This is a genomic window from Bradyrhizobium sp. McL0615 (assembly GCF_049993905.1).
Lineage (GTDB): Bacteria > Pseudomonadota > Alphaproteobacteria > Rhizobiales > Xanthobacteraceae > Bradyrhizobium.
Window position 1 is genome coordinate 7,980,496 of the sequence record NZ_CP188254.1, and the last position, 16,743, is coordinate 7,997,238.

16 protein-coding genes are annotated in these 16,743 nt (G+C 63.4%); 5 read left to right on the forward strand and 11 right to left on the reverse strand.

The window, feature by feature from the left end; translation table 11 throughout:
• Positions 1–69: 69 nt before the first annotated feature.
• A complete protein-coding gene (locus tag ACPPVP_RS38425; protein WP_426528733.1) occupies positions 70–1,782 on the reverse strand; it encodes an outer membrane beta-barrel protein in 1,713 nt (570 codons plus the stop codon).
• 192 nt (positions 1,783–1,974) lie between these two features.
• Between ACPPVP_RS38425 and ACPPVP_RS38430 the strand changes: the two genes are divergently transcribed.
• Entirely contained in the window at positions 1,975–2,994 is a 1,020-nt protein-coding gene (locus tag ACPPVP_RS38430) for a KpsF/GutQ family sugar-phosphate isomerase (RefSeq protein ID WP_426528734.1), read from the forward strand.
• Between the two features lie 111 nt (positions 2,995–3,105).
• Here ACPPVP_RS38430 and ACPPVP_RS38435 read toward each other — a convergent pair whose 3' ends face one another.
• Positions 3,106–3,657: a carboxymuconolactone decarboxylase family protein gene (locus ACPPVP_RS38435; RefSeq protein WP_426528735.1), complete on the reverse strand. Its 552-nt coding sequence runs from the start codon at positions 3,655–3,657 to the stop codon at positions 3,106–3,108.
• A 73-nt stretch (positions 3,658–3,730) separates the two neighbouring features.
• On the opposite strand from ACPPVP_RS38435, the gene ACPPVP_RS38440 reads away from it, so the two are divergent.
• Positions 3,731–4,066, forward strand: a complete 336-nt coding sequence (locus tag ACPPVP_RS38440; RefSeq protein ID WP_426528736.1) for a winged helix-turn-helix transcriptional regulator — start codon at positions 3,731–3,733, stop codon at positions 4,064–4,066.
• A 174-nt stretch (positions 4,067–4,240) separates the two neighbouring features.
• Here ACPPVP_RS38440 and ACPPVP_RS38445 read toward each other — a convergent pair whose 3' ends face one another.
• From ACPPVP_RS38445 to hemH, 3 genes are all read right to left on the reverse strand, one after another.
• A complete protein-coding gene (locus tag ACPPVP_RS38445) occupies positions 4,241–4,687 on the reverse strand; it encodes an NfeD family protein (protein WP_426528737.1) in 447 nt (148 codons plus the stop codon).
• Between the two features lie 44 nt (positions 4,688–4,731).
• Positions 4,732–5,733, reverse strand: coding sequence for an SPFH domain-containing protein (locus ACPPVP_RS38450; RefSeq protein ID WP_426528738.1), 1,002 nt, complete (start codon positions 5,731–5,733; stop codon positions 4,732–4,734).
• A gap of 187 nt (positions 5,734–5,920) precedes the next feature.
• Positions 5,921–6,958, reverse strand: a complete 1,038-nt coding sequence (hemH, locus tag ACPPVP_RS38455) for a ferrochelatase (protein WP_426528739.1) — start codon at positions 6,956–6,958, stop codon at positions 5,921–5,923.
• 81 nt (positions 6,959–7,039) lie between these two features.
• Here hemH and ACPPVP_RS38460 point away from each other — a divergent pair, with 81 nt between their 5' ends.
• Positions 7,040–7,438, forward strand: a complete 399-nt coding sequence (locus tag ACPPVP_RS38460) for an MAPEG family protein (protein ID WP_426528740.1) — start codon at positions 7,040–7,042, stop codon at positions 7,436–7,438.
• 126 nt (positions 7,439–7,564) lie between these two features.
• Here the strand turns inward: ACPPVP_RS38460 and ACPPVP_RS38465 are convergent, their stop codons facing one another.
• The 3 genes from ACPPVP_RS38465 to ACPPVP_RS38475 all read right to left on the reverse strand — a co-directional run bounded on the left by ACPPVP_RS38465 (position 7,565) and on the right by ACPPVP_RS38475 (position 10,938).
• The gene (locus tag ACPPVP_RS38465) at positions 7,565–9,208 is read right to left on the reverse strand and encodes a serine hydrolase (protein ID WP_426528741.1); all 1,644 of its coding nucleotides are present in this window, start codon (positions 9,206–9,208) and stop codon (positions 7,565–7,567) included.
• Between the two features lie 46 nt (positions 9,209–9,254).
• Positions 9,255–10,403, reverse strand: coding sequence for a serine hydrolase domain-containing protein (locus tag ACPPVP_RS38470; protein ID WP_426528742.1), 1,149 nt, complete (start codon positions 10,401–10,403; stop codon positions 9,255–9,257).
• A gap of 100 nt (positions 10,404–10,503) precedes the next feature.
• Entirely contained in the window at positions 10,504–10,938 is a 435-nt protein-coding gene (locus ACPPVP_RS38475; protein WP_426528743.1) for an acyl-CoA thioesterase, read from the reverse strand.
• A gap of 289 nt (positions 10,939–11,227) precedes the next feature.
• On the opposite strand from ACPPVP_RS38475, the gene ACPPVP_RS38480 reads away from it, so the two are divergent.
• A complete protein-coding gene (locus ACPPVP_RS38480; RefSeq protein WP_426528744.1) occupies positions 11,228–11,731 on the forward strand; it encodes a hypothetical protein in 504 nt (167 codons plus the stop codon).
• Positions 11,732–11,894: 163 nt separating this feature from the next.
• Here the strand turns inward: ACPPVP_RS38480 and ACPPVP_RS38485 are convergent, their stop codons facing one another.
• From ACPPVP_RS38485 to ACPPVP_RS38495, 3 genes are all read right to left on the reverse strand, one after another.
• Positions 11,895–12,974 carry a nickel/cobalt transporter gene (locus tag ACPPVP_RS38485; protein WP_426528745.1) on the reverse strand — a complete coding sequence of 360 codons (1,080 nt, stop codon included), beginning with the start codon at positions 12,972–12,974 and terminating at the stop codon, positions 11,895–11,897.
• Complete coding sequence (locus ACPPVP_RS38490) at positions 12,971–13,606, reverse strand: DUF1007 family protein (protein ID WP_426538279.1); 636 nt, start codon at positions 13,604–13,606, stop codon at positions 12,971–12,973. The genes ACPPVP_RS38485 and ACPPVP_RS38490 overlap by 4 nt, the downstream gene beginning before the upstream one ends.
• A gap of 143 nt (positions 13,607–13,749) precedes the next feature.
• On the reverse strand, positions 13,750–15,840 hold the full coding sequence (locus ACPPVP_RS38495; protein ID WP_426528746.1) for a M3 family metallopeptidase: 2,091 nt from the start codon (positions 15,838–15,840) through the stop codon (positions 13,750–13,752).
• Between the two features lie 129 nt (positions 15,841–15,969).
• Between ACPPVP_RS38495 and ACPPVP_RS38500 the strand changes: the two genes are divergently transcribed.
• Positions 15,970–16,230 carry a hypothetical protein gene (locus ACPPVP_RS38500; protein WP_426528747.1) on the forward strand — a complete coding sequence of 87 codons (261 nt, stop codon included), beginning with the start codon at positions 15,970–15,972 and terminating at the stop codon, positions 16,228–16,230.
• Positions 16,231–16,743 lie beyond the last annotated feature (513 nt).

The following is a 16,743-nucleotide window of genomic DNA, read 5'->3' on the forward strand; positions in this document are numbered from 1 at the left end:
AGACGTCAGTGATGTCCGGATAAGCTGCGGCGTACTGGATGCCCCGCCTGCGCGGGGCATGACGAGTAGTCAATTCTGCACCCTTACCCCCAGCATCCCCACCGTCGATACCGTGCTGTTGCCCGGCAAATTCGAATCCAGCCAGTCGCGCCGCAGCGTGCCCCTGAGCCAGACGTTGCGGTTCATCTTGTAGATCACCTCGCCCGATACCGTGTAGATCTTGTCCTTGCGGTTATCGCCTTGATAGTCGAGATCCCCCCAGGTGAACTTGCCGATCGCGGTCAGCCAGCGGCGGAAGTCATGGTCGACTTCGACGGTGTAGATGTGCGTCAGCACGCCCGACGTGCCGGGCAGTGTGGTCTCCGCGATCGTGGTGTCGGAATAGAACTTTACCGTGGTCAGCGGCGTTGCGGTCCACACCAGCGAGGACGAAACGAGCAGGCCTTCGAGGCGATTGAGCCGCGGATCGACATAATCGCGCGCGGCGTAGCCGACGCCGATTTCGCCGGTCAACAGCCGCGAGAATTCAAAACTGGTGCCGCCCTTGACGTAGCCGCCCGCGGAATCGCGTGCAAAGCCGCCGCGGTCGAGCTTGACGTCATGCACGCGGCTATCGCCCTGCACTTCCACGAACGGCTTCAGGCCGGGCCGCAAATCATAGCTGACGCGGCCGATGCCGCCGTACTGGCTGAAGTTGCGGTCGTCGTTGGTGGTCGAGGTCCCATCGGTAAGCTTTGAGTTGGTGTAGTCGGTGCGATCGACGGCGGCGCCGGCGGAAACCTGCAGCCGGTTGAAGCTTTGATCGACACCCAGAGTGCCGCCCACCGTGCTGTAGATCGGATATCTGGCGAGGCCCGCCTGCACGTTGGGGCTGCCGGGATTGTCGGTCGAGACGAACAACCGCCCCTGCGCCAGCAGCTTAGTGTCGCGGCTGACGTCGAGCCGGCCGTCGATATGCCCGATGAAGTTCGGCCGGTCGATATCGAGCGGCGCCGACAGCGGCGTGCCATCGGCGTTCGGCGGGAGATTGCTGCCGTAGCCGGTAAAGGAGCCGCGCAGATCAGCCACCAGCGCGTGGCGCTCCCAGTCGGAGACCGCGAGGAATTCCGGCGCAATCACATAGAATGGCTTGCCTTGCGCCGGTACGAGCCGGCCGGGATTGGTATCGTAGCCACCGGAGAGTTCGACCGCGGATTTGACCAGGAAACTCCCGGCGTAATCGCCGACCGCGCCGAACGGATCGTCGTCGAGCCGCAGACGCTTGCGCGGGGGCTGTCCCACCACCGTGCCCGCCATGCCGGGCGGGATCGGCGCTTTGTGCGCCGATTCCGACGGAGCAATCGAAAGCCGCAGCCGCGTGTTCGACGCGATCGGCGGCGGTGGGCTGCCAGGACCAACCGGCGGCTTCGGCTTCGCCTGCGCGGGATAGTACTTTGGCTTTTTGCGCTTGCGGTTGAGCGAGTCGTAGCCGGAATCGGCGGCGCCGCTGGCGGCCGGCAGACCGTATTTCGGGATCTGACCGATCCGCGACGGCGCGGGCTTGTCCTTGTCGTTCCCCTGCAGCTTCGGACTATTGAGCGGATCGTTCGCCTCCGCCGCGGTCCGGCGCAGCGGCGAATCCGGCGAGGTCACCTGGCTGGTGCGTGTCGAACTGAACAGGTCCGGCGTGACGGTTTGTGCTCTCGCCGCAGTTCCCGCGAAAGCGATCAGCGCAAGGCACGGCACGGCTGCGCGAAAGACGCGCGCGCGGCTGTTCCGGCCGGTTGCTAGCCCCGCCCTCACGATGAGAAATACCCCAGCAGAAACAGATACTTGATTGATACGCCCCGAACGCCCGCAGGATCACTTCGTTAATGGAGTTAAAACAATTATGGTTAATGAGCCGTTGAGAGCGCCGCCGTACGCGTCGCATCGCCGGACGAGCCATGCTATGGAGAGGCCCGGGGGCAACGCCCCTCTTCCCTGGAAACAGATATGGCTAATCCGAAACCGCTGATGGCAGATTCATCCGGCTCCGATCCCGCTGATGCCGCCGTCCAGTCGGCCCTGCGCACGCTCGACGCCGAGGGCGGCGGAATCGCAGCGCTCACGGCAGCGCTGCAATCCGATCTCCGCGCCCCCTTTGTCGCCGCCGCCGACCTGATCCGGAATGCCAAGGGACGGCTGATCGTCACCGGACTCGGCAAGTCAGGCCATATCGGCCGCAAGATCGCCGCGACCTTTGCCTCCACCGGCACGCCCGCCTTCTTCGTCCACGCCGCCGAAGCCAGCCACGGCGATCTCGGCATGATCACGGCCGACGACGTCATCCTGGCGCTGTCCTGGTCCGGCGAGCAGCCGGAGATGAAGAACCTGATCAGCTACGCCGCACGGTTCCGGATTGCCGTGATCGCGATGACGTCGGAGCGGGAATCCTCGCTCTCCAAGGCGGCCGACGTCGCGCTGACGCTGCCGAAGGCGCGCGAGGCCTGCCCGCATAATCTCGCCCCCACCACTTCCTCGCTGATGATGCTCGCGCTCGGGGATGCCTTGGCGATCGCGCTGCTGGAAGGCCGCGGCTTTACGTCGGTCGATTTCAGCGTGCTGCATCCGGGCGGCAAGCTCGGCGCGATGTTGAAATATACCCGCGATCTCATGCACGCGGGCGACGCGGTGCCGCTGAAGCCGCTGGGGACAAAAATGTCCGACGCGCTGGTCGAGATGACGTCGAAGGGCTTTGGCTGCGTCGGCATCGTCGACGCACGTGGACATATTGCCGGCATCGTCACCGACGGCGATTTACGCCGCCACATGGACATGGGGCCCGATCTGATGGCGGCCACCGTCGACGAGGTGATGACGAAAAATCCGAAGACGATCGATCGCGACGTGCTGGCCGGCGAGGCGCTGGAGATCCTCAACTCCTCGAAGATAACGACGCTGATCGTCACCGACGCCGGCAAGCCGGTCGGCATCGTGCATCTGCACGATTTTCTGCGCGCCGGCGTGGCGTAGAGCGCCGGTCTCGTAGGGTGGGCAAAGGAGCGAAGCGACGTGCCCACCATCTATCGCCGCGCGCGCTGAGAGATGGTGGGCACGCTTCGCTTTGCCCACCCTACGGTGCCTTCACTTCGGAAACCTCGCCGCCTTCGCCTCCAGCGGCAGCGCCAGGCCATTCGCGAGATAGGATACGGTGCGGTAGAATCCGCACAGCAGGATGATCTCGAATATCTTCGCCTCGTCGTAATGCGCCGACAGGTCAGCGAACTCGGCTTCGCTCAGCGTCGCCCGCTCGTGCAGCGCGTCAACGGCGGCGATCAGCGTCTGCTCGGCTTCCGACCAGCAGGCCTCGGTGGCGGCACCGCGCACGGTGGCGCGGACCTGTTCTTCCGTCAGGTGAGCGGCTACCGCAAACGTCGTGACGTGCACGCCCCACTCGTACTCGCATCCCGTTCGCGCGCAGGTGCGGTCGATGACGATCTCGCGCTCCCGTAACGACAGCGGCCCGCGATCCAGCAGGCCGCCGGCGCGGAATTTTTCCCAGGCGCGGGCGTTGCCGGCCATGACGCGAAACAGCACCAGCGGCGGCGCGCCGCGCATAATGCGGTCGAACTGGGAGGCAATGTCAGGTGCATAAGGCGGCTCAAGCGGCGCGATGCGCGGCGCGGTCTGTGACATCGGCGGACTCCTGTGCTACAAATAACGTAGCAATACGCTACATTATCTGTAGCGACATGCAAGAAGGCTTTCGATGCCGAAACCGGCCGCCATCACCAAAAAAACTGCCGTTCGCGGCTCCCGAACCGGCCGGCCGATCATGGCCCTGCTCGATCTGCTGGGGCGGCGCTGGACGCTCCGCATCGTCTGGGAGCTGCGGGATAGCGCGCTGACCTCGCGTGCGCTCCGCACCGCCTGCGACGACGCCTCGCCGACCGTGATGCACGCCCGGCTGACCGAGTTGCGCGAGGCCGGGCTCGTCGAGCTCCTGGCCGGCGACGGTTACCGCCTGACGCCGCTGGGCAGGGAGCTCATGGAAAGCTTCCTGCCACTGCATCACTTCGCCGAGCGGTGGAGCAAGCAGCATTGAACGGCGTTTTCCAACCTCGCCCCGCTTGCGGGGTCGAGACGAGCAAAGCTCGCTCTTAGGTCGCCGCGCCCTTGCGCGGCGGGTGAGGGGGCACAGGTCTATCGATCGAGTTCACTCGCGGAAAGAGCCCCTCACCCCGACCCTCTCCCCGCAAGAGCGGGGCGAGGGAGTCCGTTAGGCCACCGCCACCGTCAGGCTCGCACCATCGGCCTGCACCACCTTGACCCGGCTGCCGGCCGGCGCGTCGGGGCCGGCGACGCGCCAGATGGTGTCGTCGATCCGCACTGTGCCGGTCCCGTCGACGATCGGCCTTTCCAGGGTGAATTCGCGGCCGATCAGCGCCTCGGTCCGCTTGTTGAGAAACGGGTTGCTCCGGCTGCGGCTGCCCTCGCTGCGCGCAAAGTACCGCCACGCCGGCACAGCCGCGACCGCGAACACCGCAAACATCAGGAGCTGCGCCTGCCAGGACGGGTTGATGACAAACGACAACAGCCCGACCAGCAGCGCCGCGAGCCCGAGCCAGAACATGAAGACACCCGGCGCCAGCAACTCCAGCGCCATCAGGATGAAGCCGAAGATCAGCCAGTTCCAGGTGCCCAGGGTAGAAAACATCTCGGCCATGACACGAACCTCTCACCAACCAGAATAAACTTCCGGATCGAACCTCACCGCTGCGGCGCGACCGGTGGCGGGGTCGGACCGGTGTTCGGCACCGAGGACGTTCGCCGCGCGGCGGCTGCCGCGGAGGCCGCGCTTTCGCCGAAGGTCGCCTTGGCGATCTCGCCGATGCCGGCCAGCGATCCCAAAATGCTCACCGCTTCGATCGGCAGCATGACGATCTTCTGGTTCGGCGAATCCGCGAGCTGCCCGAACGCCTTGATATATTTGTCGGCGATGAAATAGTTCAGCGCGGCGACGTCGCCCTTGGCGATGGCCTCGGAGACCATCTGCGTCGCCTTGGCCTCGGCCTCCGCAGAGCGCTCGCGCGCCTCGGCGTCGCGGAACGCGGCCTCCTTGCGGCCTTCGGCCTGCAGGATCTGGCCCTGCTTGGCACCTTCGGCACGAAGAATCTCGGACTGCCGCTGACCCTCGGCCTGCAAAATGTCGGCGCGCTTGACGCGCTCGGCCTTCATCTGCCGTCCCATCGCCTCGACCAGATCGGCCGGCGGCACGATGTCCTTGATCTCGATGCGGTTGACCTTCAGCCCCCACGGCGAGACCGCCGCATCGACCACGCGCAACAGCCGCTCGTTGATCTCGTCGCGATGCGACAGCACCTGGTCGAGGTCCATCGATCCCATCACCGAACGGATGTTGGTCATGGTCAAAACGATGATCGCCTGATCGAGATTGGATACTTCGTAGCTCGCCTTGGCGGCATCGAACACCTGATAGAACGCGACGCCGTCCACCGTCACGGTGGCGTTGTCCTTGGTGATCACCTCCTGCTCGGGAATGCTGATCACCTGCTCCATCATGTTCATCTTGCGGCCGACGCGGTCGAAATAGGGAATGATGAGATTCAACCCCGGCGACAACGTGCGGGTGTATTTGCCGAACCGCTCGATCGTCCAGTCATAGCCCTGCGGCACCGTCTTGACGCCCGCAAACAGCGTGACAATGACAAGCAGAACAAAGGCGATCGCGAAAATGTCGAAACCCGTCATATAGTCCTCCAAAGCCGGCAAGGTGAGCGTTGCCGGACGCGGTCTCTCATCATGAGTCGGCAAGGCCGCGGCGCCGGTTCGACCGGCTGTTCTCAGTTTATCGTTATATAGCTAGGGAACGGCTTTGCGGCCACCAGATGTTCGCAGGGCCCGAACGGCGGCAAGGCATCGGAAAATTTTCAGGCAGCTATATCCAGCCTTGAAGCTCGCGCAACACGAGTTGGCGGATGACGTCCATGCCGGGATCGCTGTCGTTGAGGCAGGGAATGGCGGAAAATTGCTCGCCGCCATTATGCTTGAAGATCTCGGCATTTTCCTCCGCGATCTCCTCCAGCGTCTCCAGGCAATCGGCGGAGAAACCGGGGGTCACGACGGCTATGTGTTTCACACCATCTTTCGCAAGTTTTTCGATGGTCTTGTCCGTATAGGGCTGCAGCCACGCGTCGAAGCCGAAGCGCGATTGAAATGTAAGGATCAGTTTGGAGGCATCAAGGCCCAGGCGCTTGCGCAACGCGTCGGTTGTTGCAACGCACTGCGCCTGATAGGGATCGCCCTTGTCGACATATTTCTGCGGCATGCCGTGAAACGACGCCACGATCAGCTCGGGCTGGAACGGCAAGGTCGCCAGATGCGTGTTGATCGAGACGGCGAGCGCGTCGATGTAATCGGGATCGTCGTAGTAAGGCGGGCTTACCCGCAGCGTCGGCTGCGCGCGCATGCCGGCGAGCACCCGAAACACCTCGTCGCAGACGGTTGCCGAGGTTGCCGCGGAATATTGCGGATAGAGCGGCACCACCAGCAGGCGGTCGCAGCCTTGCGCGGTCAGCGCATCGATGCGCGAGCGGATCGACGGGTTGCCGTAGCGCATCGCCCAATCGACCACGACGTGGTCATGATCGGCGATGGCGTCGGCGAGCTTTTCGGCCTGCGCGCGGGTGATCGTCTTGAGCGGGGATTCGTCTCTCTCGGTGTTCCAGATCTTCTGGTAGTCGCGCGCCTTGCGGGCAGGACGCACGCGCAGAATGATGCCGTTGAGGATCAGCTTCCAGAGCAGGCCCTGATCCTCGATCACGCGCGGATCGGAGAGGAATTCCTTGAGGTAGACCCGCACGCCCCGGGCGTCTGATGTATCGGGGGTGCCGAGATTGACCAGCAGCACGCCGACACGCTCCGGCATGGCTTCCGGCGCCGGCTTCGCATTTCCTATGGGGACGACCACGGTCATGATTTCGATGGCTTCGCGCGTTGCACCATCCTTGTCAAGATAACCGTCGGTTCGGTACGATTGCCGGGGGCTGGAGGAACCATGACGATCGCCGAATGGTGCGTTTTCGGAACGCTGATGCTCTATCTGCTGACGATCGTCTCGGTCAAATGGACCGGGCATCGCCATTTCGACAATGCCAGCCCACGCGATCCCGCCTTCTATGAGGACGCGATCCGTGCCCGCGCGCTGGGCGCCCACCAGAACGGCATCGAGGCGTTTCCGTTCTTTGCGGTCGCGGTCCTGCTGGCGGAATTCCGTCTCGGACCGCAGCACCTGATCGACGAGCTCGCCGTGCTGTTCCTGATCGTGCGGATCGCCTACGTCTTCACCTATCTCGGCAATCGCCCGACGCTGCGCTCGATTCTCTGGAGCATCGGGTTCGCGATCAATATCGCGATTTTCTTTCTGCCGGCGATCAGGGGGTATTTGCCGGCGTGAGGTCGTTTTCGACGTCGCGCACGCTCCTTCAAACGTCATTGCGAGCGAAGCGAAGCAATCCATCGTGCGGCATAGCGGATAGATGGATTGCTTCGTCGCTGACGCTCCTCGAAATGACGGCGCGCCCTAACGTCGCTCGCCCCGCAGGGTTTGTCCCCGCTGCTTGAGAGTAAGCGAGACCACCTTGCCGCCGGCGTCGCGCTCGAAGTCGATTTCGGCGCTAACGGACTCCGCGATGAAGACGTCCCTTTCGACGGACACGAACTCGATCGACCGCTGGTTGGTGCCCTGCACGAAGAGCTTGGCGCCCGTGGCGGACACCCGTAGCCCAAAATTGGGCATCAGCGGATAGTCGCCGATGTAATCTGCGAGCTGCGCTTCCGTCGGCGTCCATTTGCTCGCGACCGCCGCCGGCTGACCTATGCGCTCGGCCTCCAGCACGGCGCCGCCCTGAAACCAGGTGAAGGTGTAGGTTCCGTCCGCCTTGCGCTTTGGCCGCAACAGCGCATCGAACTTGAGCGGATAGAAGTCGCCCACGCTGTCGTAGCCCATTTCAAATTCGGGCTGACCGTCCGCCTGGATGGCCAAATGGCCAGCCGTGTGCCGCAATTCCACGCCGAGGCCACCCCGCAGGCGATACTTGCCGACGAGCGCGTCGATCAGCTTGGCGTCGGCCGTCGCGACGACATGCGGCCCACCCACGACAATGGAAGGATCGAGCAAATGCGCGCCAAGCGATCCGAGGCCGCCACTGGCGGTCAACGCCGTATCGCTGAGCAAGACGACGGCGCGCTTCGCCGTGCGATCGAACCCCGCGAACGACGAGTAACCGCCGGTGCCGCCCTCATGCGAAATGCGCGTGTGACCGTTCCGGGTGAACAGATTCCAGTTCATGCCCATCCGGTGGCCATCGACACTTGCGACTTGCTTCTGCGTCTGCTCCAGAGCAGGCGCGACCGCGCTTGAGCGCGTGCCAAGCTGGCCTTCGAGATAGCGCAACATGTCCGGCAACGTCGCACGCACGCCCCCGACGCCGGCCATGTCGGGATGAAAGTCCCACGGCACCGCGGGCGTCCCGTTGGGGAGGTGCCCCTGAGCCAGATGGACCTGCGACGGGCGCTGGGCCACATAGGTTTCGTTCATCCCGAGCGGGACCAGCAAACGTTCACGCAGCAGCGTCTCGTAGTCCTTGCCACTGCGCTTTGCGAGCGCATAGGACAGCACGATGACAGCGAAATTCGAATATTCCCACTTCGAGCCGGGCTCGCGTGTCAGTCGGGTGGCGGCCAAGGCGTCAAGCAAATCGCGTTCGCTCGCGCCGGCATAGGGGTTGTTGATATCGGGTGGGCGATACGTAGCGGGGACCGCCGGCAGGCCCGACGTGTGGGTCACGATATCGGCGATGGTGATTTCGCGACCGTTGAACGACGGCACCGGCGTTCCCGGCGGAAGCAACTTGGCGATCGGATCGCCGAGGGCAACTTCGCCGCGCGCGATGAATTCGGCCAGCAGCGCCGCGGTCATTGTCTTGGTGACCGAGCCGATTTCGAACGCGGTGTGCTCATCGTATGGCCGCTGCGAATTCGGATCCGCGCAGTAATAGGCCGTCGCGATCGTGCCGTCGTCGATCACGCCAGCCGCGATACAGGCGCCGGTACGATCGCCCTTGAAACGTTGCTCGAGTGCCGCGCGCACCTCGTCGTTGCTGATGGCCAAGGCGGGCGCTGCGCAAAACATGACGGCTGAAAAGCAGAGAAGCTGCGCTTTCATGGTCTCTCGCAATCCTTGGTTCGGGACGAGCCCGTCGGCTCCGGCGTCAATTTAGGTTCAAATGAAGGCTCGGCAAAATTCGCTCGGTCAGCACCCGATTAGGTGGCACGCCCTGGTCGCGCCGATTGTAGTTGCCGGCTGTGATGACGACCTGCAAATCGAGCCGCGGAAAGACATAAAGCCTTTGGCCACCATTGCCGAAGGCGGCGATCCAGCGCTCCTGGCGCGGTCCGTCCGCGCTGTTAAACACCATTTCGCCGAGATACCAGTGACAGCCATATTCGCGCCGGTCGCGGATCGTCACCTGTGGCTTGAACGATTCTTCCAGCCAATCGGCGGGCACGATCTGCCGCTCGCTGGCCTTGCCTCGCGCGAGGAGCATCTGTCCGATACGCGCCAGATCGCGGGGCCGCATGCCGATGCCGGAGGCGAAGTTTCGCTCGCCGTTGGGGCCGATCCGCCATACGGCCGGCCCAATCCCGAGCGGATCGAACAGCGCCGCACGTGCGTAGTCAGGCAGCTTCTGTTTCGTGCCATTCTCCAGAATCTTGCCGATCAGCGCGGTGGCGCCGCCACAATAAATCCACCGCGCGCCCGCCGCCGCGACAATCGGCAGCCCCAGCACATGGCGATAGGGATCGGCCGCCCTGTCCATCGCGGTCTGCCCGTTGCGCGGATCGTCGTAGGAAATTTCCTCGTTCCATTCGATACCGAGCGTCATGGTGATCGCATGCCTGATCGTCCAGCGGCGGCGCGGCTCCAGGTCCGGCAGATCCGTGTAATCAGGGAATTGCTCAAGCAGGGGCGCATCGAGCGGCGGCACTTTTCCCTCGCGGAGCGCGATCCCGTACAAGAGGCCAACGATGCTCTTGCTCACGGAACGCAGCTCATGGCTGCGCTCGGCCGAGAACGCGACGCGTTCAAAGTGCGCCCGTCCGTGTTCGTCCCGCACCTGATCGTCGCCCTCGAAATAGTTCTCGAAGACCACCCTGCCCCGCCTGACGACGATGACGCCGTGGATGTTCGGCGCCTGCCCTCCGAGAACGAACTGATCGAGCCGCTCGCCGAAGCCGGGGATGCATCCCGCATCGGCCGGCGATATTGCCTGCCACTCGTATGGCACCGCGGCACGCGCCAACGCGGAATATCCGGTGAGCGCCGTGGCTCCGACCAGAAGTTTGCGGCGATCGAGCATGGCGCCCTCCCTGCAACAGGTTCGAAACCTTCGTTACCCGTGTGACTGAGTCAAGGCTCGAGACGCTGATATTTGCCGGGACAACCTCTCCTGGTGCGCGTCAGGCCAGATGCGCCTCCCGCGCCGCAATCCGCTCCCGGATCGCCTTCGATATCGGGACCGGACGATGGGTCTGCTGATTGGTATTGACCCATACGATTTCACCGGTCACGAGCGCCTCGTTACCGCCCTTCAAAAAAATCGCGAGTTCGAAGGTGAGGCTCGAGTTGCCGATCCGCGCCACGCGCGCACCAACGTCCAGCTCCCAGTCGAACCGGACCGGCGCCTTGTATTCGATGACCGACTTGACGACGTGGAAATCCTCGCCCGTCTGCTTGGCGTCGGCATACTGATCATAGCCGAGCGCGCGAAAATACTCGGTGATGGTGGTGTCGAAATAGGTCAAATAGTGCGCGTTGAAGACGACGCCCTGACCGTCGATTTCGGAATAGCGCACCCGGAACGGGTGAAAGAACCAGAATTGTTCGCGTGACATGGGACTCCCGGTTTCGCCGCTTTGCTGGCACTTTGCATATCCCACCGCACTGTTCTGTCAAAGCGGCGCTGCCGTAACACGTCGCAATCCGGCAACCGCCTGGCCCGCCCTTTGGCGGACCACCAGTCCTGTACGCAGACCTGATGGAATGCCGCGCGAAGCTCCATCGAAAATCGCGGTCGGCTATCGCGATTAACCTTGTGTTAAGAGATCGTCAGCCGCCGCCGAACCAAATTGCGATTTCTAAGGTAATCTCACTTGCGAAGGATCCGGCGAGTGGGGGCTCAATGTGATCAGGACGATTTGGCTCGGCTTTATATTTTTGATTATTTTGGCTGGTGCAGGTTCATTCAGGTTTGCGTTTGGTCACTTCGATGCCGCCAATGCTTCTGGCATCGTTCACTCAGAGATCGATCGCGCCGTCAGCACAAAGACAATTCAAGACACCTTGACGAAAGCTGAACGGCTGCCCGTCGTCGCCTACGTCCCTCCTGTACCAGATGCGGCGGAATTGGCGAAGGCCGCTTACACGGCCGCGGAATTACTGCCTCGAACGCCTGCAGTGGTTGAACCAGCTGTCGTTGACCGACAGACCATTGTTGACCGACAGCCGCAAGAGGCCGCGCCTCCCGTCGTCAGGCAGACGAGAATTCAAAAGCCCAAGCGCAAACAGCCGAAGCCGGATACCGTCGTCAGTAAAGCTCTGCCGGCCGTGGATCCGAAGGCCTGCCAATTGGAAGAGTTTGACGCATTTCGCTGGGCATTCAGCTTGCCAACGGGCTGCCACACCTAGCCGCATCGCAGTGCTATTGGAATGCCAACGTTGGACAGGAAGGCGTATGCGGCTGATGCAAACGCAACGCCGCGAGGCGCGGCTCGCCTTGGCTGTAACCAGACTGAAGAGAGGTCGGCTGCCGCAGCCAGTTTTGCTTCTCGCAAGCTTGTCGGCCGTACAGTCACAAACACGTCGCGCGTTCGGCGGCGAGATAGCCGAACAACAGGCCGAGGCCGAACAGAAGCACGAGGCCAGCCGCACCGAATTCCATGCCGCGCATGATCAGCGCGCCGCCGCCCTCGCGCCCGGCGCTGAGGCGCTTCGCGAGTCCCTTTGCCGATACTGCAATCACGGCGATGGTCGCGACAGTGATTGCGGTGCCGAGCCCCATCAGGAAGGTGGCGGCGATGCCGGCCCAGAACAGCCCCTGCGCCAGCGAAAACACCAGCACCAGGATCGCGCCCGAGCAGGGCCTTAATCCCACGGCGAAGATCGTGCCCAGGCCGCGCCGCCAGCCGCCGGGGCCGGCGAGTTGGTCTGGCGTCGGCCCATGCGAATGGCCGCAATGTTCGTCGTGAACGTGACCATGTCCGTGGTCGTGAGAATGGTCATGGCCGTGATGATGATCATGGTGGTCATGATCATGCCCGCGATCATGATGATGATGCGCAACCGCCATTGCCGGCGCCGGCTTCGCCTGCAGCGCGCGCATGAAACCGCCACCCTTGGTCCAGACCAGCCGGGCGCCGAACGCCGCGATCAGGCCATAGCTTGCGATCTCGATCGCCTTTTCCGCGGAGCACATCGTCTTGGCGGTGGAGGAGAGCAGCCAGGCGAACACCGCCACGATCGCGACCGCCACCAGCGCCTGCAGCAGCGCCGAGGCAAACGACAGCACGATCCCGCGCCGCGCCGTTTCCTCGTTGGCGACAAGATAGGACGAGATCACCGCCTTGCCGTGGCCGGGGCCGGCGGCGTGAAAAATGCCGTAAGCAAAGGAAATGCCAAGCAGCGTCCATACCGCGCTGCCGTCCGACTTCGCCGCGCGGATCGTCGCCGACATCTCGCGATAGAATTCGGATTGTTTCGCGAGGATCCATCCGATGATGCCGCCGACCTGCGGCTCGGCCGGCGGCCGCGGGCCGCCGAACGGATTCTGCGCCATCACGGCATGCGCGGCGGCGTCGAAAACGATCACGGCCGCGAACGCCGCGGCCGCAATTGCGATGCCTCGCGCGAGATCTGCCTGTACTGGCCTCACGGGCAATCGACCATGATCTTGTTGGCGAACATCGCGCCATAGTTGGAGTTGTCGCCGTTCATGAAATTCTGCTCGTTGAGGCGCTGGGCATTGGCGGTGCCGTCATTCGGCCGCTGGAATTGCATCTTGCAGGCGGCGGGCGCACCGTTGAGCTTGATCGGGTCCTTGTCGTCGAATTTGAAGTCGATGAAGTAGGACGGGTCGAAGACTTCCAGCGCCGTCTGCTTCGCCTTGAACGGCGTCTTGAGCGGCAGTGTGAAGTGCAGCGTCAGTTCGCTATCCTTGTATTCGAGGAAGTAATCGACCGGCTCGACGAACTTCTCCTTCTTGCCGTCGGCCTTGGCGAAGGTGAAGAAGTTGAACTCCTTCAGCGATTCGACATTGGTCTGCGCCAGCGGCGCCAATTCTTCGCGGGTGTAGACCCCCTTGGTCTTGCTCGCGAGCCCCTGCAGCGCGTAGGTCGTGAACATTTCGTCGAAGGTCCAGGCGTGGCGCACCCCCGTGATCGATCCGTCGGGCGCATAGACCACCTCGCTCTTTGCGGTGATCCAGACATGCGGGTGCGCCTCGGCGGGAGAGGCGCCAAATGACCAGGCGAGGATGAAAGCAAACAGGCCTGACAACACATGCAGCACGTCGTCCCTGCGAACGCAGGGACCCATAACCCCGGACGTTCGTCGAGAAGGAAGGCGTCTGCCGACATGCCAAGAAGCTACGGCACGGCGTATGGGTCCCTGCGTTCGCAGGGACGACGTGTGGAGGGTGTGTCCGATGGTCACGCCGCCTCCGGGGTTTCGAGCAGGCCCCGCCGCCGCAACAACGCGTCGGGCTCCGGCTCCCGGCCGCGGAAGGCGACATACGCATCCTCCGGTTCGCGCGAACCGCCTGACGAATAGATATCGTCGTGCAGGCGTTTGGCGGTGCCCGGATCGAAGATGTCGCCGGCCTCCTCGAAGGCGCCGAAGGCGTCGGCGTCCATCACCTCGGACCACATGTAGCTGTAATAGCCGGACGCATAGTGATCGCCGGAGAAGATATGGCCGAACTGCGAGGGCCGGTGCCGCAGCGCGATTTCCGCGGGCATCCCGATCTTTTCCAGCTCCGCCTTCTCGAACGCGGCGACGTCGCGGCTGGCCGCGGCCGGCTGGGTGTGGAATTCGAGGTCGATCAGCGCCGAGGAGACGAACTCCACGGTAGCAAAACCCTGGTTGAACTTGCGGGCGGCGAGGAAGCGGGCCAGCAGGTCGTCCGGCAGCGGCTCGCCGGTCTGGTAGTGTTTTGCGAATTGCCGCAGCACCTGCGGCTGCTCCTGCCAGTGCTCGTAGAGCTGCGAGGGCAGTTCGACGAAGTCGGTGAAGACAGACGTGCCGGACAGCGAGGGATAGGTCACGTTGGACAGCATGCCGTGCAGGCCATGGCCGAACTCGTGGAACAGGGTGCGGGCATCGTCCGGCGACAGCAGCGACGGCTCGCCATTGGCGCCCCTGGCGAAGTTGCAGACATTGATGACCAGCGGGGCGATCTCGCCGTCGAGCTTCTGCTGGTCGCGCAGCGAGGTCATCCAGGCGCCGGAGCGTTTCGAGGGCCTGGCGAAATAATCGCCATAGAACAGCGCCTTGTGCTTGCCGTCGGCATCCCTGACCTCCCAGACCCGGACATCCGGATGCCAGACCGGGACATCCTTCCGCTCCGAGAAGGTGATCCCGAACAGGCGGGTGGCGCAGTCGAAAGCAGCCTCGATCATGTGGTCGAGGACGAGATAGGGCTTGATCGCGGCGTCGTCGAAATTGGCTTTGGCCTGGCGCAGGATCTCGGCGTAATAGCGCCAGTCCCACGGGGCGAGGGTAAAATTGCCGCCCTCCTCCGCAATCAGCGCCTGCAGGGCGTCGCGGTCAGCCAGCGCCCGCGCCCTGGCCGGTTTCCAGACCCGCTCCAGCAAGCCGCGCACCGCTTCCGGCGTCTTGGCCATGGAATCCTCCAGCCGGTAGGCGGCGTAGGTTGGGAAGCCCATGATCTTGGCGGCCTCCTCCCGCAGCGCGAGGATCTCCACGATGGTGGCGTTGTTGTCGTTGGCGTTGCCATTGTCGCCGCGCGTGGTGAAGGCCTTGAAGACCTTCTCGCGCAGGTCGCGGCGGGACGAGCTCTTCAGGAACGGCTCTACGGACGAGCGCGACAGCGTCACGATCGCTTTGCCTTCCATGCCGCGCTCTTCCGCGGTCGCCTTGGCCGCGGCGACAAAGGCCTCGGGAAGTCCGGCGCGGTCGTCCTCGCCGAGCTCCATGAACCAGTCCTGCTCGTCGCCGAGCAAATGGTGGCTGAACGAGGTGCCGAGCTGGGCCAGCCGCTCGTTGATCTCGGCCCGCCGCTTCTTGGCGGCCTCGTCGAGACCGGCGCCGGCACGGTAGAAGTTGGTGTAGGTGCGCTCCAGCAGCCGCAGCTGCTCCGACGTCAGGCCTAGCTTGGCGCGTTTCTCATGCAGCATCGCGATACGGCCGAACAGCACCGCGTTCATCATGATCGGGTTCCAGTGCCGCGCCATCCGCAAGGAGACTTCCTTGTCGATCTCGAGAATGGCTGGATTGGAGTGCGCCGAGACCAGGTCGTAGAAAACGGCGGCGACCTTGGAGAGCAGCTTGCCGGAGCGCTCCAGCGCCGTGATGGTGTTGGCGAAGTCCGGCAGCGTGGGATCATGGGTGATCGCCGCGATCTCGGCGGAATGGTCGGCAAAGGCCTGCTCGAAGGCGGGCAGGAAATGCTCCGGCTCGATCTGGGCGAAAGGCGGCGTCTCGAACGGCGTCTGCCACGGCTGTAGCAACGGATTTGCTCCGGCTTCCGGAACGGCTGCCGTCTGCTGGGTTTCTGACATCACAATTCCCGTCTTTTCCTTGAAAATATGCGGCAATCTATATCACGCGATACGGCCTTTTTGGGCCTTTTGCGCTTGATAGATGGGGGCTTTTCGGAGAGATTGCGCCCCTTGAACAGGACCTTTTCCATGAGCCCACAGCCCGCCTCCACCTCCTCCCGCGCGATCGTCTGGCCGAGCGTCATCACCGTCATTTCGGCGGCGATCCTGATCGGCGCCGAAGTGTTCGGCGCGGCGTTTGCCGGCGGCTGGGCGCTCGCGATCCTGTTCGGCCTCGACGACACCGCCGCGCACATCCTCCAGGCGGTGCTGTTCGCCATCGGCGTGCTGATCATGGCGGCGTTCATCCGCGCCGCGCAGCGCATCGAGCCGTTCTTCAAGCGCGCCTGACGCGCGTATCCAAGAAAGCGCTGCGGCACAGGCGCGCAAGCGCTCACGCATCTCCCGGAAATCTTAACGTCCATTCATATTCGTCGTCAGCGGCGCGCGCTGAGAACCAATTTGTAAGCACGCATGGGGAAATTTGTCCCCAGCCTAAAAAAATTGTTGCGAAGCAGAATCAAAAGTCTTATTTCCAGCCTTGCCCAATTTCGCACGTGCCTGTGGTCGTGTGTCAGTCGGTAGGTATCCGGACAAGAGGCCGGACAGCCGCCAAGGGGTGGAAGAACCGAGGGTCGCTCCATAAGCGGCCAGCATCTCTCTCAAGAGATGCCGTTGAAGGTCTCTCCATCCTTTGCAACCGTGACTGGCAGCCGGAGGCGAACCGGCGCACCCCGCTCTCAACGGGGGACGCGACTTAAAGCAACGACGGATCGGGCTTTTTTGGTCTCTACCGGCATTCCAACGCCGGCGCGGGCTACTGAAAAGGCTTGTCCTTCATTGCCAGGTGTGCGGGCGGGATCA